The sequence below is a fragment of the Pectobacterium brasiliense genome (assembly GCF_016950255.1).
GTDB classification, from domain to species: domain Bacteria; phylum Pseudomonadota; class Gammaproteobacteria; order Enterobacterales; family Enterobacteriaceae; genus Pectobacterium; species Pectobacterium brasiliense.
Genome location: NZ_JACGFN010000002.1, coordinates 271,497 through 296,849, shown reverse-complemented (window position 1 = coordinate 296,849; position 25,353 = coordinate 271,497). Strand labels below are relative to the sequence as shown.

Sequence of the window (25,353 nt, the reverse complement as noted above, 5' to 3'; positions counted from 1 at the left end):
ATGAGCCAGGACGATACCCCCGACCTTGCCGCGCCGCAGGCGGACAAGGTGGCACCCGAGGCGGTGGCGCTGCGCGCCCAACCGCGCCCGGTCACGCGCCTGAACCGACGCACGCTGGCCATCCTCGCCGGCGGCCTGTCGGTTGGCGTGATGGGCGCGCTGATCTGGTCTCTGCAACCGCAGCAGCGCGGCGCGGGCGAATCCTCGGAGCTGTACAACGTGGATCGTGTGTCGCGCTCGGAAGGGCTGGACGCGCTGCCAACGGATTACTCCAAGCTGCCAGCGCTGCCGCCTGACGTGCCGGAACTGGGGCCACCGCTGCCGGGCGATCTTGGCCCGGCCATCGTGAACTCGCAGCAGCCTGTCGCCGCCACCTATGCCGCGCCGGGTTACGACCCTAACGATGCGCTGCGCAAGGAAGCAGAAGCGGCGGCAGCTTCATCGGTGTTCTTCCGCACTGGTTCCCCGCAAGCAGCACCCGTGGCGCAGTCGCAGGTCACTGCCGCGCCTGGCTTCGCCGCCAATGCCGCTTTCGATCCGCCGGCCGCTGGCCCAGCCTCGACGGCGGCCCAGCCTGCTGATCCGACTGCCGTGCAGAACCGGCAAGACCAGAAAGAGGCGTTCCTGACTGGCAGCTCTGCGGAAACCCGTAACTCCGGCAACCTGCAAATGCCCACCTCGCCGTATCAGGTGATGGCCGGAACGGTCATTGCCGGGGCACTGGTCACGGGCATCAAGTCCGACCTGCCGGGCGACGTGATCGCCACGGTGACGGAGCCGATCTATGACACGGCCACTGGCAAGTTCCTGCTGATCCCGCAGGGATCTCGCATCCTGGGCAAGTACAACAGCCAGGTCAGCTACGGCCAGAGCCGCGTGCAGGTGGTGTGGAACCGCATCATCCTGCCCGACACGTCATCGCTCACGCTCGACAACCTGATCGGCACCAACCCCGCAGGCTATGCCGGTCTGGAAGACGACGTGGACTGGCATTGGGGTCGGATCTTTGCCGGTGCGGTGCTGACAACGCTGCTGGGTGTAGGAGCTGAACTGGCCGCACCCGAGAACCGCCAGGATGGTGATCGCGTCATCATCGCCGGGCGCGACAGCCTGCAGGACACCGTGAACCAGGTCGGCCAGGAAGTGACCCGGCGCAACCTCAACACCCAGCCCACGCTGACCAGCCGCCCCGGCTTGCCGGTGCGCATCATCGTGAACCGTGATTTGGTGTTGCGGCCTTATCAGCCGCTGTTCTTCAACAAGGGGACTTCACGATGAGCACGACCAAGAAACTGCGGCTGGGGCCGCTGCCCAAGACCGAGAGCATGAAGCTGACCTTTGCCTGCCCGGCCAGCTTGAAAGCAGACCTCGACCGCTACGCCGCGCTGCACGCGCAGGCGTATGGCGAGGCGGTCGATGCCACGACGCTGATCCCGCACATGCTGGAGGCGTTCATCGCTGGGGATAGAGGATTCAGGAAGGGTAGTGCGGGTAAGGTCGCGCCACCAAAACCAAGCTGATGATCCGCAGTAACCAAGCAGGCCACCCCTTGAACGCGCAGCCGAACGCTGCGCGTTCCTCGTTCTGGGGTGCCGCGAACGATTGGACTATGATGGCCGAACAAGCCCGCCATCCCTTGGCAATCGTCGCCGCCACAGCGCGACCCGGCTTGCTTTCTCAAGGCTCCTATGTGGCTCCCAGCCCACAACGCCGCCTCCACGGCAAGCGGCACGAAACAGAGCTAACCTATTGCCCCGCATATGGTTTCAAGCCCGCCGTGTTTCCACGAAAGGCTTGACACTGGACATTTTTTATGACGGATATCCTCATCCGTCACCCTTCGGGCCGTTGCTACGCAACGTTGAAAAACGTTCCCGACGTTTTTTTGTTGGTACGGCATCACCTGAATAGGTAGTGGGTGCGGGGATAAATGACGGGCACGAAAATACGAAGGCAGCATGCCTGATGAAGAAAAATAGAAGATAAGAAACAGGTTGGTTAAGCGCTACTCTTTCTGATTGACGAGTACGTTGGCAGGAAGCAGTAATTGTTCAGCACGCTGTTGCTGTTTGTCTTGGTGATGACCAAACGCGGTGATGGTGGAGTAAGCAAAGCGGCCTAAAAGAATAATGAAGCTGATGAGTAAAACGGCACGGGCGATCCGAGAGCCACTTCGTCGCGGGCGTATCGATAATCGTCGTTTATGGGTAAGCGTGGACATTACCAGTTAATCCTCTGTGAAAGCGAACATTCGCTGTTGTTTATTTAGGCACAAGCGGTAGACGAGGTCAATCTGCCGATGTGAAAAAGATGATGACCGATTTCGGTTTTCGCACGTTCGGTATAAGTATGAAGGGGAGTGTGAAGGAAGAAGAATCAGGGGGATGAAAGAGGTCACCAAAAAACCCGCTCAAACAAAAATGAATAAGCGGGTTGTGTGGTGCAAGGAATTACGCCGTGGTATTGACGTTACGCCCAATCGCCGGGTTTGCTGGCAGAGGTGGTAATGCCTGCAAAATACCTAAAGCAACAGCCTCTTGGCTATCGAGCGCTTTTTTCAGCACAAGCGCGCTGGCCTCACTGCTGGTACGCATGTTGCTGAGGTCGGTCGCGAGTGATGCAATCTGTGATACATCCATTTCACTCTCCTTAATACTGAGTTGGATTGATATCCGGTATGGAAAGGAAGCGCACCTTTCCGCCAAGGTTGCATGATGTTGGCGAAAATTCTCGCCAGCCATCATTTGGGTATCGGCCCCATCCCTGTAAACTTTACGTTAACCGGGCTTCACCAGCCAGCTCGGTTGCACAATTTTGCGCCACGGCACTGTTCGGCGTAGGCTCGGGTTTCCACGTAACGTTTTCATCAATCAGGCTTTTTCTTCCTCAATCATCAGCTTCCAGCCAGTGACGTCCTGCCAGTATTCCTGTTCCCGTTCCAAATCCAGCTGTACCAGCGTGTTATTGGTAAAGAAGTCGCGTGGGAACGTCAGCGTCCAGTAGTTATCATCGGTATGCAACCGTAACGATTCCGGCGTTGTCGTTGCCTGACGCTGGTTATTCAACAGCGTGGCAAGGCGCAAAAGCTGCACCATGGGCAAATACTGTTTCTTTTTGAACAGATTCAACCGCGGCAATTCTTCCAGCTTGATCGCTTTACGGTGCAATCGCACGATCATGGACAGCACAAGCTGCTGTTCCTGATTGAAGCCGGGCAGGTTAGTGTTTTGCAAAATGTAGGCAGAATGGCGGTGCATGCCACTATGGTTAATACCCAATCCAACTTCATGCAGCATGGAGGCCCAGTTCAAAATAGCTTCAAGCTGTGGATGAACCAGATTAGGATTTTGCTCTGCCCATTGTGCATAAAGCTGCTGCGTGGTTTCCCGCACGCGTCGCGCCTGCTCACGGTCGATATTGTAATGGGTCGCCAGGCTCTGCGCGGTACGGATACGAATATCCTGATGGCGGAAACGCCCTTCCATTTCGTACAGCACACCTTCACGCAGCGCGCCATCGGACAGGCGTAGCTCTTTGATTGCCAGCGCATCGAAAATACCACACAGAATAGCCAGACCGGGCACCAGCACCGACTGACGATCTTCGGACAGGCCCGGCAGGCTCAGCGCTTTGAAGTGCTTAAACTGCAAGATCTGTGTGCGTAGCATTTCTAGCCGCTCGGGAGTAATCAGGCCGTCTTTCTCTCCCATCTCCACCAGAATTTCGTGCGTGGCTTTGATCGTTCCAGACGCGCCGAGGGCGAATTTCCAGCCGTATATGCGGTATTCCCAGGACAGCGTCTCCAGCTTTTGTGCCGCGGCTAGTCGGGCGCGCTTGAAGTTGGCTTCGCTGATTTCACCATTCGGGAAAAACTGCTGTGCGAAGCTGACGCACCCCATTCGACGGCTTTCCACCAGCATCGGTTCGAAATCTTCACCGATAACCAGCTCTGTAGAACCGCCGCCGATATCGATGACCAGCTTGCGGCCTTTTTCCGGCTGCGTATGCTCCACGCCCATAAAAATCAGACGAGCTTCTTCATGGCCGGAAATGATCTCTATCGGATAGGGAATGATATCCGCCGCGCGGCGCAGAAACTCCTGCGCGTTGACCGCCTGACGCAGCGCGTGCGTGCCGACGATAGACACGTTCATTGCCGGAAAGCCTTGCAGGCGTTCAGCAAACAGCGCCAGACAGCTCAGGCCGCGCTGAATGGCTTCTTCGCTGAGCACATTTTTGCTGTCCAGCCCATCGGCCAAATGTACCCGCTGTTTTAAACGTCCCAATACCTGAAGCGCACCGTTTACCACGCGTGCGATCACCATATGAAAACTATTGGAGCCCAGGTCGATAGCTGCAAACTCTTGCGGCTTTATCTCGGTTTTTTCATTGTTCGTTAACGGCATTATTCAGGCTTATCTCCAGGTTGCTCCAACGCCTTGATGTAGTCGTAAATGGCATTTTGCGCGCGTACTTTACGCTTGTTGCCGCGTGAGACATAGCGGTTGCTCGACTCTTTATCAATGACACGGGCTTTCACCGTATCGCTGAACAGAATATCCAGCGTTTCCAGCACGCGGTTTTTCAAAATGGGATCCAGGATTTCCACTGCGACTTCAATGCGATAATCAATGTTGCGTGTCATCCAGTCTGCGGAAGAGAGGTAGACTTTCTTGTCCCCGCCGTTGTTGAAGACATACACCCGATCGTGTTCCAGATAGCGGTCAAGAATACTGATGACCTGAATATTTTCACTGATCCCCGGTAAATTAGGGATAAGTGAACACATGCCACGTACCAGTAGATTGATTTTTACGCCCGCAGAGGAAGCCTGATACAGCTTTTCTGCCAGCCCCTTATCCACCAGATTATTTACCTTAAGCGTAATGCCTGCATCACGATTCGCCAGCGCATTTTCGATCTCGGTATCGATCAATTGATAAAGCTTGTCGCGGGAGTTTTGCGGTGACACCAGCAGGTGCTCGAAGCTGACCGGGCGGTAGGGGTTTTCAATGAAGTTGAAGACGCGACGGACTTCGTTGGTAATGCGTTCGTCGGCGGTCAGCAACGAATAGTCGGTATACAAACGGGCGGTTTTTTCGTTGAAGTTACCGGTGCCGATGTGCGCGTAACGCACGATGTTTTCCCCTTCGCGGCGGGAAATCAGGAACAGTTTGGCGTGAATCTTCAGCCCTGGCACTGAGAAAATAACGTGTACACCGGCTTCCGTCAGGCGTTTGGCCCAGTGGATATTCGCCTCTTCGTCGAAGCGCGCCTGTAGCTCGACCACGACCGTCACTTTCTTGCCGTTGTGTGCCGCATGGATCATCGAATTAATGATGCGCGAGTCTTTGGCGACGCGGTAAATATTGATTTTGATGGACAGCACGTTAGGGTCGAAAGAGGCTTGTCGCAGCAGTTCCAATACGTGCTCGAAGGTGTGGTACGGGTAATAGAGCAGCACATCGCGCTCACGGATTGCATCGAACCCATTGCGAAAATTGTTGAATCCGGTGTGCCGCAGGCGGGGCAACGGTTTGTTGACCAGATTGGCGCGTCCGACGTTCGGGAACGAAATAAAGTCTTTGAAATTATGGTAACGTCCGCCGGGTATGACGGAGTCATAGGAAGAGATACCCAGTTTATCAAGCAGCATGGCGACCATCGCGTCCGGCATGTCGCGCTGATAGACGAAGCGTACCGGTTCGGCGGTCAGGCGCTGCTTCAGGCTGGAAGACATCAGCTCCAGCAGGCTGGATTCCATTTCCGTCACCAGATCGTATTCTGCATCGCGCGTCATCTTCATGGAATACGCGTTCAGCGCATCATAATCAAAGAAGCCCTTGAAGATATCATCCAGACAGTAACGAAGAATGTTATCGATGAGGATCATGGTCTTACGACGGCGCGGTGCTTCCGCTGGCAGGTTGACGAAGCGCGGTATTTTATCCGAAGGAATTTCCAGCAGCGCGTAGCTGATCTCATCGCCACGAATAATCTCGACGGCAAGATAGGTATAGTTATCCTTCAGGAACTCCACCAGATCGGTTTCGTTAAAGATCAGTATTGGCGTGATGTGTGGGCGCAGATGTTGTCGGAAGTAATCTCTCAGCCACTCTTGCTGATTCGGGGAAACCTGACGTTCGTTGACCAGAAAAATCTGGTTACGCGCCATCTCCAGCAGCAGTTCGTTGTACAGGCTATCGAAGATTTGATCGGTTTTGAGAACACGTGCCTGAATTTTGCCTAAAAGGTGTCGCAGATTGCCGTCCAGACCTTGCTCTTCGTTAATCAGAATACGTCTTTTCAAATCGGCAAAACGGACTTTATAAAATTCATCAAGGTTGCTGGAGTAAATGCCCAGAAAGCGCATACGTTCGATTAACGGATTGCTTTTATCTGCTGCTTCCTGAAGTACTCGTTCATTAAAGGATAACCAACTTAATTCTTTCTCTATATAGAGTTTGTCCTGACCCATTGTCACTCCGCTCAACTCATGTACTGAAGGTTCATCCAATATTCATACCCTTCCGTTGTGGAGATAGGGTACAACAACATTATGGCGTGTTGATGACGATAAAATCTAATTCATAGACAGACTTACCATTGTCATATTATGGGCGTAAAGGCAACATATGCTACCCGCAATACGTTAGCAACACGACTCTGGCGGCTTCACTCTAACGGCGAGAATAATGGTAAACACAGGCAACACATCACAGTATCGGGATCGTCGGCGAGCGTGGATCGATCGCTTGGTTCACCGCATTGTTGCGGGCAGTGGGCTGCTGGTGCTGGCTATGCTGTTGTTAATCTTCTTCTATCTCCTGTATGTGGTGACGCCACTGTTTCTTTCGCCCACCGTTAATGGCCAAAAAACGGTGCCACGCCAGGGTGCAGAACCGTCGCTGGCGCTGGGGCTTAGCGACAACGGGCAAATCGGGTTTCGCATCGACAGTCAGGGCTATGGCGAGTTTATCTCGTTTGCGGAAAACCAGCCCATGTCGCGTATTCAACTGGTTCCCGCGTTGAGCCTACTGGCGCAGAGTCAGGGTGAGCGACAGGTTTATGCCCTGAGTCAGCCTGATGGCCGTTTGGTTTTCGTTCAGCCTGTGTTATCGCGTACGGAAAACCGTTCTCCTGTCTGGGATTATCCGCTGGGTGAGCAGGCGTATTCGCTGGGTTTACCTGCGCAGCCGCTGCGTTATCTGGCAGTGGCGGCAGTGGGTGAAAAGCAGGTCGTTGTGGCGGCGATCGGGCAGGAAAATGCCTTGATTATTGCCGATATTGATAAAAACGGCGTGCGGCAACGTGCACAGATTACGCTTCCGGCGGGTACGGTTAGCCAACTGCTGCTGACACCCGACGGGCAGCAGGTGTATTTGCTCAGCGGTAAGACATTAACGCTATGGCAGGTGGGGGCGAACGCGCTGACGCTGCGGGAAGAGCGTCAGTTACAGTTGGCGGAACCGCTGCATCTGGCGCTGTTGTCCGGTGGACGATCGCTACTGGTGCAGGCTGCTGACGGGCGGATTAGCCAATGGTTTGACGTTCCGGGTGAAAAGGGCGTGACGCTGACAGAGACCCGTCAGTTTCCGCACGTTGTGGGAGAGTCGGTGTTGTTGGCAACGGAAATGCAGCGGCGCGTCTTTGCCACATTGAGCGCACAGGGTGAGTTGTCGTTGTTTGCCAGCAAGCAGTCGCATGCGCTGCTGACGCAGACATTACCGGCTCATGCACAAACGCTGGCGTTTTCGCCGCGCGGTTCAGCTTTGCTGGTTGAAACGGCGCAGGGCTGGCATCGCTATCGGGTTGATAACCCGTATCCTGATATTGGCTGGCACGGGCTGTGGCAAAAGCTGTGGTACGAGAACTATCCGGAGCCTGCCTACATCTGGCAATCCACGTCGGCGGATGACAGCTATCAAGCCAAATTCAGCATGATGCCGCTGATGCTGGGCACGATGAAGGCCGCGATTTACGCCATGCTGTTTGCCACGCCGCTGGCGCTGTCCGCGGCGATTTATACCGCCTGCTTTATGTCGCCGACGCTGCGACGCTGGATTAAACCCACGCTGGAAATCATGGGCGCGCTGCCGACGGTGGTTGTCGGTTTGATTGCGGCCATTTGGCTGGCCCCGCATTTTGCGACCTATCTGTCCGCGATTCTGGTCATGCCGATTTTATGGATGCTGGCCGTGCTCGGCTGCGGCTGGCTGATTGAATGCCTGCCGACGCGCTGGCGCGTGCGTTTCCCTGCGGGCTGGGACGTGCTATTCCTCATTCCCACGATCTTGCTGACATTTGTGGTCGGCTGTTGGCTTGCGCCGCGAATGGAGAACTGGGTGCTGGGGCAGCCGCTGTACCAGTGGCTGGGTGATGATTTTGTGCAACGCAATACGCTGGTGGCGGGCGTTGCTCTTGGCTTCGCGCTGATCCCGCTGATTTTTTCGCTGGCGGAGGATGCTTTGTTCAGCGTACCGGCTCGTTTAAGTCAGGGATCGCTGGCGCTGGGGGCGACGGCGTGGCAAACCCTGTGGTGCGTCGTGCTGCCGTCCGCCAGTGCCGGGATTTTCGCCGCGCTGATGCTGAGTTTTGGCCGCGCGGTGGGGGAAACCATGATTGTGCTCATGGCGACGGGCAATACACCGATTATGGATGAAGGTCTGCTCCAGGGCCTGCGTTCGCTGGCGGCGAATATCGCTATCGAAATGCCGGAAGCGGTGACGAACAGCGGTCATTATCGGGTGCTGTTCTTAACGGCATTAACGCTGTTTGTTTTCACGTTCATCGTGAATACGCTGGCTGAAACTATCCGGCAGCGCTTACGCCAACGCTACCGTGACGAAGGAGAAAACGCGTGAAGCGCTGGTTCCGTTCGGGAAGGCCCTGGGTGTGGCTGACCGCGTCGTCAATTTCCATTAGCCTGTTGGCGATGCTGGCAATTATCGTACTGCTGGCCGGGCAGGGCATGCGCTACCTGTGGCCACAGCCCGTCTGGCTGCTGACGTTACAGCCGGAACAGGGTACGCAACGTGCGCTGATAGGGGAAATTTATGCCGAGCAGACGCTGTCGCGCCAGCAACTGGAACAGGCTGGTTTGTCCCCTTCGTCTGAGGATGCTGAAACACGCTATTTGATCAAAATTGGCCAGCGTGAAATTCATGGGCAGAGCTTTCGCACGCTGCTGTCGCGCGACATTGTTCGCTTTGATAAACCCGCCGACATTTTGGTGTTGAAGCGGACGAACAATGGCACTGCCTATGGTTATCTGGCTGGCATGCTGGAGGGCGAGCAGCCGCTGGTGGCAACGGATCTTCCCGCCACCTTACAGCATCGCATCGAGCAGGTGCAGGGATTGCTTGCGAAGACGCAGGCCATCCGTATGGGAGAGATGGCGAAGATCAACCAACAGTTTGAGACGCTGCGGCTGGAAGAGAAAAAGCGGCAGCAGAGTAAGACGCTGGATAATCAGGCGTTAGCCCGTCTTCAGGCTGAGCGCATTGAACTGCAACGCCGCTTTGATGAACTGTCGCGCCAGCTAACCTCACTCAATCAGGACATTAATCGCGATACCGTGCAATTGCGGGACGCGAACGGCCGCGTCCATCTTATTCCGCTCAGGGACATTGAACAGGCCTGGTACCCTAACGCGATGAGCCTATGGGAAAAAGCCAGTCACTGGGGCGCTCAGGCGAAATACATGCTGGTGCACTATTCGCCGGACAGCAACAGCGCTGGCCACCTTTTCCCTGCCATTTTTGGCACAGTGCTGATGGTGGTGCTGATGTCTATCGTGGTGATGCCGTTGGGGGTGATTGCCGCGGTTTATCTGCATGAATACGCAGGGAAAAATAGCTTAACGCGCTGGGTGCGGATTGCCGTGGTCAATCTGGCTGGGGTCCCTTCCATTGTGCACGGCGTGTTCGGGTTAGGCTTTTTTGTTTATCTCATCGGTGGCACGTTGGATCAGCTGTTTTATTCCGAGGCGCTGCCGAATCCGACGTTTGGTACGCCGGGGCTGCTGTGGGCGTCGCTGACGCTGGCTCTGCTGACGCTGCCGGTGGTGATTGTGGCGACGGAAGAAGGGCTGTCGCGCATTCCAATGTCTGTGCGCCACGGTTCACTGGCGTTGGGAGCCACCAAAGCCGAAACGCTGTGGCACGTCGTGCTGCCGATGGCGGTTCCTGCGATGATGACGGGCTTGATCCTCGCCGTGGCGCGCGCCGCAGGAGAAACCGCGCCGCTGATGTTGGTCGGCGTGGTGAAGTCGGTGCCGGTGTTACCGATTGATGACATTTTCCCTTATTTGCATCTTGAGCGAAAATTTATGCATCTGGGATTCCAAATCTACGATCTGGCGTTCCAAAGCCCAGACGTCGAAGCGGCAAGGCCGCTGGTGTACATCACCGCACTGCTGCTGGTGTTGATTGTTGTTGGGTTGAACCTTGCAGCGATTGGGATTCGCCATGTTCTGCGTGAGAAATATCGTTCGTTATCACTCTGAAAGTAGGATGAAGTTATGGGATTTATGACACAAAAGGAGATGGCACCGCTGCCTGATGTTCATCAACTGAGTGATGAGCAGACGACGTTAACCGTGGAGCATCTGAATCTTTACTATGGCGACAAGCAGGCACTGAACGATATTTCGATTCGCATTCCGAGGAATCAGGTGACGGCGCTGATTGGGCCGTCGGGCTGTGGTAAATCCACGCTGTTACGCTGCTTTAACCGCATGAACGATCTGGTGGATGACTGCCGCACCGAAGGTGATATTTGGCTGAATGGTATGTCTGTCAACGACCCACAGCTGGATGTTGCCACGTTGCGCCGTCGGGTCGGTATGGTTTTTCAACGACCGAATCCGTTTCCCAAGTCGATCTATGAAAATGTGATTTATGGCCTGAGATTGCAGGGGCTACGCGATCGCCGCTTTCTGGATGATGCCGTTGAGCGTGCGCTACGTGCGGCGGCACTGTGGCATGAGGTAAAGGATCGTCTGAGCGACAACGCGCTAACGCTATCCAGCGGGCAGCAGCAGCGTTTGGTGATCGCCCGGGCGATCGCCATTGAACCGGAAGTGTTGTTGCTGGACGAACCGACCTCCGCGCTCGATCCCATTTCGACGCTGGTTGTCGAGGAACTGATGGGAACGCTAAAGCAGCATTTCACGCTGGTGCTGGTGACGCACAACATGCAGCAGGCCGCTCGCGTGTCGGATTACACCGCGTTTATCAATCAGGGCAAACTGATCGAATACAACCGTACGGACGATCTGTTTACCTCTCCGACGCAGCGCCGCACGGAGGATTATATTACTGGTCGATTTGGGTGAAATTTCATCAGATCGCCGCGTTTAAATGACCTAAAAAAATTATGGATACCGTTCATCAATTGTCCGTGCCATTTGAAAAATTGATGATAAAATGCGCGCAAATCTTTTGACTCTGGCAAGTGGCGGGTAAGATGAAATTCAGTACCATGAACGAAGGCGAAATTATTACCGAGCTGTGCCGGAGAATAAAAGACTCCAGAATTCAGCAACGTTTATCGCAGGTCGATCTTGCTGAACGGGCAGGGCTGGGGATCGCAACGATCAAGCGTGCGGAAATGGGAGAATCCATTACGCTCAGCAGCCTGCTCTCCATTCTGCGCGGATTAAATCGTCTGCATCAGATTGAAGGCGTGCTCTTCGATGCCGAAGTGGAATCCTTCCATGCGCAGATTAGCGGTGAGAAAAAACAGACGCCGCTGCGTATCAGAAAGAAAGCCGCGACCTTTCCTGCCAAAGCGCTCACCAAGCATGAAAATATTAAGAAACCCGCTAACAGCACGGTAGATTGGTATATCGCGGCGGCTGAAAACAACATTGTCTGGTCGCTGCCTGAAAGCGATAAAAAATAAAGGGTTAATGCAAATGCATTAACCCTTACGCATGTCCCTGATTGTCGCGTTAAGCTGCTTGGTACTTAACGCGACAAGGCCCGTTTATCCTCTGCTGCTTGTTATTCACATAGAACAACTTTAATCGCCAGTCCCCCGCGAGAGGTTTCACGGTACTTGGCGTTCATGTCTTTGCCGGTTTCATACATGGTTTCAATGACCTTATCCAACGATACGCGTGGTTCGCTGGTACGGCGCATTGCCATTCTGGCGGCGTTGATTGCCTTCACGGAGGCGATAGCGTTGCGTTCAATGCACGGCACCTGAACCTGACCCGCTACCGGGTCGCATGTCAGCCCCAGATTATGTTCCATGCCGATTTCCGCCGCGATGCATACCTGTTCAGGGTTCGCGCCGAGTAGCTCAGCCAGACCGGCTGCCGCCATCGAACAGGCCACGCCGACTTCTCCCTGACAGCCCACTTCCGCACCGGAAATGGAGGCGTTCATTTTGTAGAGCATGCCGATAGCGCCGGATGCCAGGAAGTAACGCAGGTAAGATTCCGGGGTGACCGGTTGCACGTAACGATCGTAATAAGCCAGCACGGCAGGAATAATGCCGCATGCGCCGTTAGTTGGTGCGGTGACGACGCGTCCGCCAGCCGCATTTTCTTCCGACACGGCCATCGCAAACATGTTCACCCAGTCCATCGCGTCCATCGGGTCGTTAGAAAAACGATCGTTGATGAACAGTAGGCGATGCAGCGCTGATGCCCGACGGGGAACGCGTAATGGGCCGGGCAATACGCCTTCCGTATTCATGCCGCGATGCATGCAGTCCTGCATGGTTTTCCATACGTCGGCAAAATAGTGCTCAAGCGCTTCCCGACCATGCATCGCAATCTCGTTTTTCAGGACGATGGCGGATAAAGACAAGCAGTGATCGTGGCAGTGTTGCAGCAGTTTCTGGGCAGAAAAGAACGGGTAGGGCGCGCTTTCTTCAGCCAGATTTGGTTTGCCGAAGTTTTCCTGATCGACGACGAATCCGCCCCCGATGGAGTAATACGTTTTGCTATAGACCAACTCTTGCTGGTTATAGGCGCGAATGGTCATGCCATTTTCATGCAGCGGCAGGTTTTCCGGCTGGAAACGCAAGGAGGATTCCAGCGGGAAGCTGACCTCATACTGACCGTTGAGCATCGGCAGACGCTGGGTGTCTTTCACCTGTTGAATAAACGCCGGAATACTATCGATATTTACGCTATCCGGCAGATTACCCGCGAGCCCCATAATGATAGCGATATCGGTATGGTGCCCTTTCCCCGTGAGGGAAAGCGAGCCGTAAATATCAACGACAATACGCGTCACCGATGAGATAAGCGCGCGGTTCACCAGATCGTCGGTGAACATTTTACCCGCTTTCATTGGGCCGACAGTATGAGAACTGGACGGGCCGATACCGATTTTGAAGATATCAAATACGCTGACCATAGCGATTTCCTTGAAAAAAAACGCCGGTCGTTAAACAACGTGCCGGCGTTAAATTAGAGTGTGGTGCTTACAGCAGATCGCGCAGGCTGTAAACAATGGCGGAAATAGCGATCAGTCCCATCAGGGTGACAAAGACGTTGCTGATGTGGCCGCTGTATTTCTTCATCGCAGGGACTTTCTGGATAGCGTACATCGGCATCAGGAACAGCAGGCACGCGATAATCGGGCCGCCCAATGTTTCGATCATGCCCAGAATGCTTGGGTTCAGCGTCGCAACAACCCAGGTCGTGATCAGCATGAACAGCCCAGTGATGCGGTTCAATTTGGTGTTGGAAATGGTTTTGCCTCTGCTGCGCAGGGATTTCACGATCATGCCGTTAAAACCTTCGCCTGCACCCAGATAGTGGCCCAGGAACGATTTAGAGATCGCGATGGTGGCAATAACCGGTGCCAGATAACCGATTACCGGGTTGTTAAAGTGGTTCGCCAGATAGGACAGAATAGAAATGTTCTGTGCTTTCGCTTCCATCAGCTCAGCCGGAGAAAGGCTCAGTACACAGCTGAAGACGAAGAACATTACGGTCAGCACCATCATGATGTGGCTGTAAGACAGAATGCGTGAGCATTTTTGCTCGGCGTCATCGCCATATTCTTTACGTTTGGCAACGGCGAAAGAGGAGATGATTGGCGAGTGGTTGAAGGAGAAAACCATCACCGGAATAGCCAGCCATAATGTTGCCAACAGACCGTTGCCCGTGACGCTGGAACTCAAAGAAATGTTTTCAAAAACAGAGGTGTTCCAGTTCGGAATTAAATAAAGTGCCAGCAACATCAGCACGGCAACGAATGGGTAAACCAGAATACTCATTGCCTTAACGATCATCGCTTCACCGAAGCGGACAATAAACATTAATCCGAGGATCAATATTAATGACAGCAGTGCACGTGGCGGAGAAGGCAAATGCAATTGGTGAGTAATAAAGCTATCTACCGTATTGGTGATGGCGACGCTATAAACTAATAGGATCGGATAAATAGCGAAAAAATAAAGCAAAGTGATTAATTTACCTGCACCAACGCCGAAATGTTCTTCAACGACTTCGGTAATATCTTCGCCACCTTTCTTGCCGGATAATACAAAGCGGCATAAGGCACGGTGAGAATAATATGTCATCGGGAAGGCAATCAGTGCCATGATAATTAACGGAATTAACCCACCAATACCGGCATTGATAGGTAAGAATAACACGCCAGCGCCGATGGCCGTGCCATAGAGGCCCAGCATCCAGACCGTGTCGCTTTTACGCCATCCTGAAGCCTGTTCTAACACCTGGCTGCTATCTTGAATGGTGCTCATATACTGATCTCTCCTCGGTGAACATATTAATACTCTGTTACAAGAGTATTGCCACGTGATGTGGATTATAAAAATTACAGTATCGGCAAGCTGCCGTTACGGAGTTTAAAAAATGAACGAGACATGTTGCTAATTATGTCAGTAGGTCAATACTGTTTTGTGGCGGCATTCTATATCGTGGTGGTCAGCGAATAATATTGAGGCGATCACAGAAATGAATTGACGGGAAATATTTTAATAAATTTCCGCGCAAATTAAAATATCAATCTTGATACTTTATTTTAAATATTTTTAACAGCTCGTTATTGATACTTTACTTAATTATCGAGTGATGAAAAATGAACAATAAATAAAATAAAGAGCAGATGAAATAATAAACGCAATTTTGCTGATGTCACGCGTAATGATGTTTTTTCTCTTTTGAGGACGTATCGACGGTGCGGCTCCTGTTGTTGCATCACATCAGATGAGAGCTACCCGGCAGATTGCAACCTGCCGGATAACGGTCACCGATCTGTCAGGCGGTGAGTTTTTCCTCTGCCCACGCCAGACCGCTGTGGTATTCCTCTGGTAATAGAGGTGCCAGCGATTGCAACGTGCGTTGCAACTGTGCGGTGTCCGACGACGGTAGATTGAGGTGTCCAACTTTGCGGCCAGGACGAACCTCTTTCTCATACCAGTGCAGATGTACCAGCGGCAGCGACAGCCAGTCGATATTCACATCAGTGCCGATCAGGTTGACCATCACCGACGGTGTTTCGACAACCGGTACTGGCAGCGGCAGATCCAGAATGGCGCGCAGGTGCAGCTCAAATTGGCTGATGGACGCACCATTTTGCGTCCAGTGTCCGCTATTGTGTACGCGTGGAGCCAGCTCGTTAATAAGCAGGTGATCGCCGACGATAAAGCATTCCATCGCCATCACGCCCACATAACCCAGCGCATTCATTATTGCAGACAGCATCTGTTCAGCCTGCTGCTGCAACTGCGGATCGGGTTGAGGGAAAGCCACGCTGGTGCGCAGAATGCCATCCTGATGCAGGTTATGAGTGAGTGGGTAGAATACGCATTTGCCGTGCGTATTGCGGGCACCCACCAGCGAGACTTCGCCAGAAAAGTTAATGCCTTGCTCAACGATGCATTCGCCGTAGCAGTCAGCGGGCAGCGTTTGCTGTTCGCCATCGCGCAAGCGCCACTGCCCACGACCGTCGTAACCGCCGACGCGGCGTTTAACGATCGCTAATTCACCCAATGAGGTGAAGACGTGTGGCCATTCATCGGCGCTAGCCAGCAGTTGCCACGGGGCGGTTGCCAGATTCAGCGAGTCTAGCAGCTGTTTTTGCGTCAGGCGATCGGCCAGACGCGGGAAAATATCGCGGTTTGCAAACGCCGTGTGCTCGGCCAGCTCGCGGGTGAGGGCGGTTTCCGGCCAGCGTTCGATCTCGGCGGTAATGACGCTGTTATGAAACGGAACCGACTCCGGCTCTGCATCCAGTCCCACCGGGTAAACCGCAATACCTAGCGGTTCACCAGCCTGACGCAGCATCCTGCCCAACTGACCATTGCCTAATACGCAGACCGGTTTCATGCCTCCTCCCGCGGATCGGGATGAGAGAGCACATCATCGGTTTGTGCCTGACGCCAGTCTGCCAGTCGGGTGGCGATATCATTGTCATGTAGGGCGAGAATTTGTGCGGCCAGCAGAGCCGCATTCGCTGCGCCTGCTTTGCCAATCGCCAACGTGCCAACCGGAATGCCGCGAGGCATTTGGACGATGGAATACAGGCTGTCTACACCGCTCAGCGTTGAGCTTTGTACCGGCACGCCAAGCACGGGAACCAGCGTTTTCGCTGCCAGCATACCCGGCAGGTGTGCTGCGCCGCCTGCGCCCGCGATAATCACATCAAAACCGTTCTGTGCCGCTTGCTCAGCAAAGCTGAACAGCTTATCCGGTGTCCGGTGTGCGGAAACGACTTCGGTATGAAAAGGAATGTTCAGCGTGGTGAGGATTTCCGCAGCAAACTGCATGGTGGCCCAGTCACTCTTTGAACCCATGACGATGGCAATTTTAGCCGGGGCAACGTTGGATGACATGCCTGTAACGCTCCTGTGATTGTACGTGTTCGTGACGCGTTCGCGTCGGCCAGACAGGGAGGGTCTGGCGTTGAGGGCGTAGAGCATATCACGCCATTATGACGAGGAAAACGGTTGCGTATGCGGAAATGCTGGGGGAATAAGGCGAGAGACCGTTAAGTCAATGTCAGTAAACGCATTAAAATGGGAAGGAAATCAGTTCGATATTCTGTGGTGTGACCTTAATCATCGACCCTTCTTCATGCCAGGCTCCGAGAACGGCACGACGACCAGAAGATTCGCCGAGATCGACCTGATGAATAGCCGGGCGGTGCGTGTGGCCGTGGATCATCGTCTTCACCTGATAATGCCGTAAGCGTTCAAGTACGGCGTCGTGATTGACATCCATAATCTGCTGCGACTTTTTCTGGTTTTCATGCTGGCTGGCTGCCCGCATCTTCGCTGCAATGTTCATCCGTAATGACAGCGGTAATAGCAGGAAGAGTCGCTGAATGAACGGGTTGTGTACCCGACGGCGGAATTGCTGGTAATGTTGATCGTCAGTGCACAGCGTATCGCCATGCAGAATGAGGATCTTCTGACCGTAGAGATCGAGCACCGTTTCCGTCGGCAGCAGCGTCATTCCGCTTTGTTTGGCGAAACGCTTACCGATCAGGAAATCACGGTTACCGTGCACGAAATAGCAGGGAATGCCGCGCTGATGTAAAGCATGCAGTTCCGCGGCGACAGTTGCATGCAATGGCTGGGGATCGTCGTCACCAATCCAGGCATCAAACAGATCGCCAAGAATGTACAGCGCATCGGCATGAATCGCATCATGGCGTAAAAAACGCAGAAAACCGGCGGTAATCGCCGGTTCATGAACACTTAAATGCAGATCGGCAATGAACAGCGTTGCCATGCAGGTCGGATTATTCGCTGACCGTTACGTGGGTAATCACCACGTCTTCTTTCGGTACGTCCTGGTGCATGCCGCTGCGGCCGGTAGCCACGCCTTTGATTTTATCAACGACGTCCATGCCTTCGGTGACTTCTGCGAATACGCAGTAGCCCCAGCCATCGGCACGCTCTGAACGGAAGTTCAGGAAGTCGTTATCAACGAGGTTGATAAAGAACTGGGCAGTCGCAGAGTGCGGATCGTTGGTACGCGCCATCGCCAATGTGCCACGGGTGTTTTTCAGGCCGTTGTTGGCTTCATTTTTGATTGTCGCATTGGTTTCTTTCTGATCCATGCCGGGAGCGAAGCCGCCGCCCTGAATCATAAAACCATTAATCACGCGGTGAAAAATCGTGTTGTCATAAAAACCGCTGCGACAGTAGTTCAGGAAATTTTCTACGGTAACCGGCGCTTTGTCTGCAAACGTATTAATAACGATATCGCCGTGGTTGGTATGAAGCGTAATCATAATAATGAACCCTAGATAGCCTTAGTGATTAAGAGTGCTGTTCACAAAAGGCGGTGAACAACAAGAGCGCTGTTATAGCATAACTGGTCGATTGAGTCAGTACTTCGCGCTTACCGCACCGCTGTTGGCGGTTGTATGGATGAGAAAATCGTATAAAAAGGTTTACTACTCTGATTTTGGTAGGTGTCAAATAATATGCGCGCTTAATAATAGTGCACAATAAGGTGTTAATCAGGCAATAGGGACTTTTAAAAACAAATAAATTGATTAAAACGTCAAATGAAAGTTAATTAATTTGAATGAGATTTTTGTTGCCCCAGATCAATGTTTTGCGTAATCAACGTGTTCTTTTTTTGCGACCCAGATTAATCTGAGAGTAATTCTTATTCTTCATAAATAACTCTAAAGAGATAGGTGAACTATGCTGGGTATTCTGGATGGCGTTAATCGTTTATTAGACAAACCGGATTTTGGCAAACTGTTTTTGCGCGTATCTTTCAGCGTTTTGATGCTGTTTCATGGCTGGCATAAGGTACACGGTGGAATCGGTGCCATTGAAGGCATGCTGACCTCGGCTGGGCTTCCTGCTTTTATTGGCTACGGTGTCTATGTCGGAGAAGTCATCACCCCGATTCTGATGATTCTCGGGATTCTTACACGTCCTTCTGCGCTGATTTTCTCCTTCACCATGCTCGTGGCGACGTTACTGGTTCACCCTGACGGTTTCGTCACGCTGGCCAAAACGGGTGCCTGGGGTGTTGAAGGCACGGCGGTGTTCTTCTTTGCGGGTATCGCGATTGCCCTGCTCGGTAGCGGAAAATACTCTGTGATGTCCAATCCGCGCTGGCGTTAATGGTTTTTTGTCGGCGGATTGCTTGTCAGTCATCGCCAATGATGTGAAATGGCCCGGATTTTCCGGGCCATTTCATTTTTATCCTTTCTCGCTGATTCCCTCTTCTTATTAACCTTGCAATACAGTAGGGTTCAGGTTTCAATACGCCGTTGGGTATCAACCCTGAATGCATTGATGTTACTGACGCTAACTGCGATTGTGAAAACCATTTCTTTGAAACCATTTTTTTGTGAAAACCATTTTTTATAAAAACACTGGAATGCCCTGATGCTAAAGATTTTTAATACGCTGAGTCGCCAAAAAGAGGAATTTAAACCTATCCACGCCGGTCAGGTGGGAATGTATGTGTGTGGCATCACCGTTTATGACCTGTGTCATATCGGTCACGGGCGTACTTTCGTGGCGTTTGATGTGGTGGCGCGGTATTTGCGGTATCTGGGATATTCACTGAAATATGTGCGTAATGTCACCGATATTGACGACAAAATTATTAAACGTGCGATCGAGAATGGGGAAACCAGTGACCAACTGACGACCCGCATGATCGCAGAGATGCACGCCGATTTTGATGCGTTGAATATTCTGCGTCCGGATGCCGAGCCGCGTGCGACGCACCATATTGCCGACATTATCGAAATGGTGGAAACGCTGATTGCCCGTCGTCACGCCTATGTTGCGAGTAATGGCGATGTGATGTTCTCCGTTGATACCGCGCCGGGTTACGGTGTGCTGTCTCGTCAGGATCTGGATCAGTTGCAGGCTGGTGCGCGCGTTGAAATTACCGAAGTGAAGCGTAACCCGATGGATTTCGTGCTGTGGAAAATGTCCAAGCCGGGTGAGCCTCACTGGTCCTCTCCGTGGGGAGAAGGGCGGCCTGGCTGGCACATCGAGTGTTCTGCCATGAACTGCAAACAGCTGGGTACGCATTTTGATATTCACGGCGGCGGTTCAGATTTAATGTTCCCGCACCACGAAAACGAGATCGCGCAGTCCAGCTGTGCACACGACGGCTCGTATGTGAATTACTGGATGCACTCCGGCATGGTGATGGTTGACCGCGAGAAGATGTCAAAGTCGCTCAACAATTTCTTCACCGTACGTGACGTGCTGGCGTATTACGATCCGGAAACCGTGCGTTACTTCCTGATGTCAGGCCACTACCGTAGCCAGTTGAACTACAGCGAAGACAACCTGAAACAGGCACGTGCGGCGCTGGATCGTCTGTATACGGCGCTGCGTGGAACGGATGCTAGCGTTGCGGCGCACGGCGGTGACGAGTTTGAAGCCCGTTTCCGCGAAGCGATGGACGACGATTTCAACACGCCGGAAGCCTATTCGGTACTGTTTGATATGGCGCGTGAAGTTAACCGCCTGAAAACGGAAGATGTACAAGCGGCGAACCAACTGGCATCGGCACTGCGTAAACTGTCCGGCGTGCTTGGCCTGCTGGAGCAGGATCCTGAGCAGTTCCTGCAAAATGGTGCGCAGGTAGATGATGATGAAGTAAAAGAAATCGAAGCGTTAATCCAACAGCGTAAAGATGCGCGTGCGGCGAAAGACTGGGCGCTAGCGGATCAGGCTCGCGATCGCTTGAATGAAATGGGGATCGTGCTGGAAGATGGCCCGCAGGGAACGATCTGGCGCCGTAAGTAACGTTTTCTTCCTGCAACACGTTCGTAAATAAAAAGCCCGCAAAAATGAAATTGCGGGCTTTTTTTCGTCATGATCGAGGCCGTTAGGGTTACTCGGTAACGTTTACCGTCTCGCCATTGAACTGAACGGTTTGCCCAGCAACGATTTTGCAGCGCTTGCGCGTTTCCGTCTGGCCGTCAACGGTCACGTCGCCTGCGGCGATAGACAGTTTGGCTGCTGCGCCACTTTCGCTCCAGCCCAGCAGTTTCAAGAGATCGCACAGTTCAACGTGCGGATGCTTTTCAAGATTAAAGGTTGCCATAAATTCCTGCTTATCCGTGTTTGACTCGCCAATTATTCGGCGTGGTCATGATACTCTTCGCACGCCTGTAGCGTGTTTTGAATCAGTGTGGCAACGGTCATTGGGCCGACGCCGCCCGGTACGGGGCTGATGTAAGACGCTCTTTCCTGTGCCGTTTCAAATTCCACATCGCCGACCACTTTACCGCTTTCCAGACGGTTGATACCCACGTCCAGCACGATCGCGCCCGGTTTAATCCATTCGCCAGGAATGAAGCCCGGTTTACCCACCGCGACAACCAGCAGATCGGCGTTTTCAACATGGTGGCGCAGATTTTTGGTGAAACGGTGCGTGACGGTAGTCGTACAGCCAGCCAGCAGCAGTTCCAGACTCATCGGGCGACCAACGATATTAGACGCGCCGACGACAACGGCATTCAGTCCGAAGGTGTCGATATTATAACGCTCCAACAGCGTGATGATGCCGCGTGGCGTACAGGCGCGCAGCATTGGCGCGCGCTGACACAGACGACCCACGTTGTAAGGGTGGAAGCCATCCACATCTTTACTTGGCGCGATACGTTCGATCACTTTGGTGTTATCAATGCCTTCCGGTAGCGGAAGTTGAACCAGAATACCGTCAATCGTTTGGTCGGCGTTGAGCTGGTCGATAAGTGCCAACAGCTCAGATTCCGTTGTGGTGATAGGTAAATCATAAGAGCGCGAAATAAAGCTAACTTCTTCACACACCTTGCGCTTGCTGGCGACATAAATCTGTGACGCTGGATTCTCGCCGACCAGCACAACAGCCAGACCCGGTGCGCGTTTTCCTTCTGCTAAACGCTGCGTGACTCGTGCGGCAACTTCGTCTTTGACCTGCTGCGCAATCGTTTTACCATCAATAATCTTTGCTGCCATCTGAGAAGAGACCCATCAATTTGAAATAGGGGGAGATGGCCGCTATTTTGTCAGAAGCTGCACGTGCTGTCAGGCGTTGCATCAATATTAATTGTTTCTACACCCGTCATACTAAGTTGGATGGGCGTTGGCTGCGCTATTCACTCACCTCTATACGGTTTTTACCGCCGTTTTTGGCGCGGTACAGCGCGGCATCGGCAATATCGATAACGGATGACGCCGCTGGTGGTGGGTTATCGGCGCAGAACACGTAGACACCGGCGCTAATGGTGACGATTTTTTCCGAGAATAGCGTGGTTTCATGCGGGATCTTTTCCTCGCGTACTAAGTCCAGCGCACGCTGAGCCAGCGCGGCGGCACTTTGTTTATCTGTCTCGGTGATAATGATGGCGAACTCTTCACCGCCATAACGGGCGACCAAATCCTCGTTACGTCGCAGCATATTGCTCAGGAGGTTACCAATCTTGCGCAGACATTCATCGCCTGCTACATGCCCATAGTGGTCGTTATATTTCTTGAAGGCGTCGACATCGAACATGATCAGCGCGATACACTGCCGCTTCTCTGCGGCCTGCAATAGGGTTTGTTGCAGAAAGATATCGAATTGGCGGCGGTTGGCTAAGCCCGTCAGACCATCGAACAGCGCCAGCGTTTGCAAAGTGTGGTTAACCGAGGTGAGCTCATCACGCACGATAGTTAAATCGATCTGATTTTTCACATTCATACGAATTTGTCTCAGCACGATCAGGCCGAGTAGGGTAATGGTGAACAGCAGAATTAAGGTAATGGCGCCGTAGACCAGATTGTCCGATCGCCACTTGTTGAGTACTAACCCAAGATCGAACCCCGCAGCGATGACGATGGGGTAACGTTTTAATTTGGTATAACCATAAATCCGTTCTATGTGATCGAGCGTGGAGACGATCGTCGCCGTGCCGCTTTCGGACTGTTTCAGATACTCTGAAAAGAGCGGACCGCTGGATACATTTCGGTTGATATAAGAGTCGTCATAAGGGCGGCCGTACAGAATCCGGCCGTCGGACAACAGAATGGCGAGTACATCCATGTTCCCCAAAGAGTAGTAGCCATAATACTGTTTGAAATAGTCCAGCGAGAGGGTGGCGAGCAGCACGCCATCAAAGCTGCCATCTTGCTTATTGATGCGCATAGAAACGGGGATGATCAGATCGCCCGTAGAGCGGCTCTGAATCACGCTGCCGATGTGCATGGTCTGGCTGACGTTGTTCTGATGATACTTGAAATACTCTCGGTCAGCGTTATTGGCATTGGCGGGTTTTGATACTCCCGAGTTCACCAGCCATTCGCCTTTGTTGTCGTAAATGAAGATGCCATGCAGCTGCGGCAGCGCCGTTTTACGGCTCTTTAGAATATCGCCCAGGCGGTTCAATTGCGCAGGTGATTGACCATCCTGCTCGATGCGCTCTTGTAAATCTTGCAACAATATATCGACTTGTAAAAACGTATCTTCGGCATGGCGTGCCAGTGACAACGACAGGTTTTTAGCGTTTCGCTCCGTGGAGTCGATAAGCTGTTGGTGAGAATTGAAGACAGCCCATCCGTTCAGCGCCACTACTGTGGTGATGATGAATAACATAAAAACAATCATCAATTTTTGGAGCGGCATTTGATGCTGGCTGGCCTTGTCGCGCGTGCTGACCTTCATTGTTCTTCCCATCCTTAGCCAGAGAGATGACTGATGGTAAGTGTAGACGTTTCTGCAATTTGCGCCGTTATTGATGAGATTCTCTTATGTTTTTGTTGCGTTTTATCGAACCCTACGTTGCTTTGATAAAATGTCACATATTTGTATTCTGTTTCCTTGTGCCATCCATAAAGCGGTCAAAATAAAAATACATCATCGTGTTTATTCGCCAATATCATCTAAGATAAATGACGTTGTGTTACATAACGTCATGAAAATTTGTTTTCACGCTAATGATTTAAAAAAGTCACAAGGTGTAAGAAGATCTTTATTTATCATTAAATACGCTATGTTTAATTGGCGTTTAACTGGAATTGCTAATGATAAGGATAGTGTGCAGCTGACGTTATCGACGGATGAGTGAAGGGCGTATATGTGAATGATAGAAAAGCATGGCGGGAGAGAAACACGAAATAAATTGACATGTTACACCTCTATTCAGATGAAAAAAGAAGAAAGATACTGCGGCGAAATAGGTTTTTAGCCAGTAATGAAATAAAGAGCCCTTCATGAAAATAGCGATTAGCGGAACGGGATATGTCGGTTTATCGAATGGACTATTATTAGCGCAACAGCATCAGGTTGTGGCGTTGGATATTGTGGCGGAAAAAGTGGTGCAGTTGAATCAACGAAAATCGCCGATTAATGACGCCGAGATTGAGCGTTTTTTACAACATGAAACGCTGAATTTTTCCGCGACGTTGGATAAGCATGAGGCGTATACCGACGCGCAATTCGTAATCATCGCTACGCCGACAGATTACGATCCGCAAACCAACTATTTCAACACGTCGTCGGTAGAGTCGGTCATTCGCGACGTGCTGGCGATTAATCCGCAGGCCATTATGGTGATTAAATCGACGGTGCCTGTTGGCTTCACCGAGAAAATTAGCCAGCAGTTGGATACGGATAACATCATTTTTTCGCCCGAGTTTTTGCGTGAGGGCAAGGCGCTACACGACAATCTTTACCCGTCGCGGATTGTGGTGGGCGAGCGGTCGGAAAGAGCGAGATTCTTCGCTAACCTATTGATGGAATGCGCATTAAAAAAAGATATTCGCGTGCTATTTACCGACCCAACAGAGGCTGAAGCGATAAAATTGTTTGCAAATACCTTTCTGGCGATGCGCGTGGCCTACTTTAACGAGTTGGACAGTTATGCCGAATCGCTGGGGCTGAATACCCGGCAAATTATTGAAGGAGTGTGCCTCGATCCGCGTATTGGCGATTACTACAATAATCCGTCGTTCGGCTATGGCGGCTACTGTTTACCGAAGGATACCCGGCAGCTTTTGGCGAATTATCGCACCGTGCCGAATAACCTGATCAAGGCGATTGTGGACGCTAACCATACGCGAAAAGACTTCATTGCCGACACGATTATCCGTCGCCATCCGAAAACCGTCGGCGTCCACCGCCTTATTATGAAGGCGGGATCGGATAATTTTCGCTTCTCTTCCATTCAGGGGATTATGAAAAGGATAAAAGCGAAAGGAATCAAAGTAGTAATTTATGAGCCTGGGATTGATGATGATGATTTTTTAGATTTCCCCATCATTCATCAACTCGACAGTTTCAAACAGCAGTGTGACATTATTATTACCAATCGTTATGCCGATGAATTAAAAGATGTGATGGGCAAAGTCTATACGCGAGATTTATTTGGCGAAGATTGATTTTTTGCCGTAAATCAA

22 protein-coding genes are annotated in these 25,353 nt (G+C 52.3%); 9 read left to right on the top strand and 13 right to left on the bottom strand.

Features of this window, described 5'->3' with window-relative positions; translation table 11 throughout:
• Both H4F65_RS15920 and H4F65_RS15915 read left to right on the top strand, forming a co-directional pair.
• Positions 1–1,278 (top strand): TraB/TrbI/VirB10 family type IV secretion system protein, encoded by a 1,278-nt coding sequence (locus H4F65_RS15920; RefSeq protein WP_010280354.1) that lies wholly within the window; start codon positions 1–3, stop codon positions 1,276–1,278.
• A complete protein-coding gene (locus tag H4F65_RS15915) occupies positions 1,275–1,520 on the top strand; it encodes a DUF2274 domain-containing protein (protein ID WP_010280353.1) in 246 nt (81 codons plus the stop codon). Before H4F65_RS15920 ends, H4F65_RS15915 begins: the two co-directional genes overlap by 4 nt.
• A 485-nt stretch (positions 1,521–2,005) precedes the next feature.
• Here the strand turns inward: H4F65_RS15915 and H4F65_RS15910 are convergent, their stop codons facing one another.
• From H4F65_RS15910 to ppk1, 4 genes are all read right to left on the bottom strand, one after another.
• Entirely contained in the window at positions 2,006–2,221 is a 216-nt protein-coding gene (locus tag H4F65_RS15910; RefSeq protein WP_010300967.1) for a YfgG family protein, read from the bottom strand.
• A 229-nt stretch (positions 2,222–2,450) separates the two neighbouring features.
• A complete protein-coding gene (locus H4F65_RS15905) occupies positions 2,451–2,639 on the bottom strand; it encodes a YjfB family protein (RefSeq protein ID WP_010280350.1) in 189 nt (62 codons plus the stop codon).
• 231 nt (positions 2,640–2,870) lie between these two features.
• Positions 2,871–4,406: an exopolyphosphatase gene (gene ppx, locus H4F65_RS15900; RefSeq protein WP_010280348.1), complete on the bottom strand. Its 1,536-nt coding sequence runs from the start codon at positions 4,404–4,406 to the stop codon at positions 2,871–2,873.
• A complete protein-coding gene (ppk1, locus tag H4F65_RS15895; protein WP_010280345.1) occupies positions 4,406–6,478 on the bottom strand; it encodes a polyphosphate kinase 1 in 2,073 nt (690 codons plus the stop codon). The genes ppx and ppk1 overlap by 1 nt, the downstream gene beginning before the upstream one ends.
• A 217-nt stretch (positions 6,479–6,695) precedes the next feature.
• On the opposite strand from ppk1, the gene H4F65_RS15890 reads away from it, so the two are divergent.
• The 4 genes from H4F65_RS15890 (at position 6,696) to H4F65_RS15875 (ending at position 11,907) form a co-directional block, all read left to right on the top strand.
• Positions 6,696–8,864: an ABC transporter permease subunit gene (locus H4F65_RS15890; protein WP_039319962.1), complete on the top strand. Its 2,169-nt coding sequence runs from the start codon at positions 6,696–6,698 to the stop codon at positions 8,862–8,864.
• Positions 8,861–10,507: a phosphate ABC transporter permease PstA gene (gene pstA, locus H4F65_RS15885; protein ID WP_010280341.1), complete on the top strand. Its 1,647-nt coding sequence runs from the start codon at positions 8,861–8,863 to the stop codon at positions 10,505–10,507. Before H4F65_RS15890 ends, pstA begins: the two co-directional genes overlap by 4 nt.
• 15 nt (positions 10,508–10,522) lie before the next feature.
• A complete protein-coding gene (gene pstB / locus H4F65_RS15880) occupies positions 10,523–11,338 on the top strand; it encodes a phosphate ABC transporter ATP-binding protein PstB (protein WP_010280339.1) in 816 nt (271 codons plus the stop codon).
• A gap of 131 nt (positions 11,339–11,469) precedes the next feature.
• Positions 11,470–11,907: a helix-turn-helix domain-containing protein gene (locus H4F65_RS15875; protein WP_010280336.1), complete on the top strand. Its 438-nt coding sequence runs from the start codon at positions 11,470–11,472 to the stop codon at positions 11,905–11,907.
• 101 nt (positions 11,908–12,008) lie between these two features.
• Here the strand turns inward: H4F65_RS15875 and H4F65_RS15870 are convergent, their stop codons facing one another.
• The 6 genes from H4F65_RS15870 to ppiB all read right to left on the bottom strand — a co-directional run bounded on the left by H4F65_RS15870 (position 12,009) and on the right by ppiB (position 18,233).
• Complete coding sequence (locus H4F65_RS15870) at positions 12,009–13,376, bottom strand: L-serine ammonia-lyase (RefSeq protein ID WP_010280332.1); 1,368 nt, start codon at positions 13,374–13,376, stop codon at positions 12,009–12,011.
• 67 nt (positions 13,377–13,443) lie between these two features.
• Complete coding sequence (locus H4F65_RS15865; RefSeq protein ID WP_010280330.1) at positions 13,444–14,733, bottom strand: HAAAP family serine/threonine permease; 1,290 nt, start codon at positions 14,731–14,733, stop codon at positions 13,444–13,446.
• A gap of 517 nt (positions 14,734–15,250) precedes the next feature.
• On the bottom strand, positions 15,251–16,321 hold the full coding sequence (purK, locus tag H4F65_RS15860; protein ID WP_010280326.1) for a 5-(carboxyamino)imidazole ribonucleotide synthase: 1,071 nt from the start codon (positions 16,319–16,321) through the stop codon (positions 15,251–15,253).
• Positions 16,318–16,827, bottom strand: a complete 510-nt coding sequence (purE, locus tag H4F65_RS15855; protein ID WP_010280323.1) for a 5-(carboxyamino)imidazole ribonucleotide mutase — start codon at positions 16,825–16,827, stop codon at positions 16,318–16,320. The genes purK and purE overlap by 4 nt, the downstream gene beginning before the upstream one ends.
• 178 nt (positions 16,828–17,005) lie before the next feature.
• The gene (gene lpxH / locus H4F65_RS15850; RefSeq protein ID WP_010280321.1) at positions 17,006–17,728 is read right to left on the bottom strand and encodes a UDP-2,3-diacylglucosamine diphosphatase; all 723 of its coding nucleotides are present in this window, start codon (positions 17,726–17,728) and stop codon (positions 17,006–17,008) included.
• A 10-nt stretch (positions 17,729–17,738) separates the two neighbouring features.
• Positions 17,739–18,233, bottom strand: a complete 495-nt coding sequence (ppiB, locus tag H4F65_RS15845; protein ID WP_010280320.1) for a peptidylprolyl isomerase B — start codon at positions 18,231–18,233, stop codon at positions 17,739–17,741.
• A gap of 421 nt (positions 18,234–18,654) precedes the next feature.
• Between ppiB and H4F65_RS15840 the strand changes: the two genes are divergently transcribed.
• Together H4F65_RS15840 and cysS are read left to right on the top strand one after the other, a co-directional pair.
• Positions 18,655–19,086, top strand: coding sequence for a DoxX family protein (locus H4F65_RS15840; protein WP_010280318.1), 432 nt, complete (start codon positions 18,655–18,657; stop codon positions 19,084–19,086).
• Between the two features lie 267 nt (positions 19,087–19,353).
• Positions 19,354–20,739 carry a cysteine--tRNA ligase gene (gene cysS, locus H4F65_RS15835; RefSeq protein WP_010280316.1) on the top strand — a complete coding sequence of 462 codons (1,386 nt, stop codon included), beginning with the start codon at positions 19,354–19,356 and terminating at the stop codon, positions 20,737–20,739.
• Positions 20,740–20,827: 88 nt separating this feature from the next.
• Here the strand turns inward: cysS and ybcJ are convergent, their stop codons facing one another.
• From ybcJ to H4F65_RS15820, 3 genes are all read right to left on the bottom strand, one after another.
• A complete protein-coding gene (gene ybcJ / locus H4F65_RS15830) occupies positions 20,828–21,040 on the bottom strand; it encodes a ribosome-associated protein YbcJ (RefSeq protein ID WP_010280314.1) in 213 nt (70 codons plus the stop codon).
• A 32-nt stretch (positions 21,041–21,072) separates the two neighbouring features.
• Positions 21,073–21,936: a bifunctional methylenetetrahydrofolate dehydrogenase/methenyltetrahydrofolate cyclohydrolase FolD gene (folD, locus tag H4F65_RS15825; protein ID WP_010280312.1), complete on the bottom strand. Its 864-nt coding sequence runs from the start codon at positions 21,934–21,936 to the stop codon at positions 21,073–21,075.
• Between the two features lie 136 nt (positions 21,937–22,072).
• Positions 22,073–23,620 carry a sensor domain-containing diguanylate cyclase gene (locus H4F65_RS15820; protein ID WP_010280310.1) on the bottom strand — a complete coding sequence of 516 codons (1,548 nt, stop codon included), beginning with the start codon at positions 23,618–23,620 and terminating at the stop codon, positions 22,073–22,075.
• Between the two features lie 548 nt (positions 23,621–24,168).
• On the opposite strand from H4F65_RS15820, the gene H4F65_RS15815 reads away from it, so the two are divergent.
• Complete coding sequence (locus tag H4F65_RS15815) at positions 24,169–25,335, top strand: nucleotide sugar dehydrogenase (RefSeq protein WP_010280308.1); 1,167 nt, start codon at positions 24,169–24,171, stop codon at positions 25,333–25,335.
• Positions 25,336–25,353: the final 18 nt, after the last annotated feature.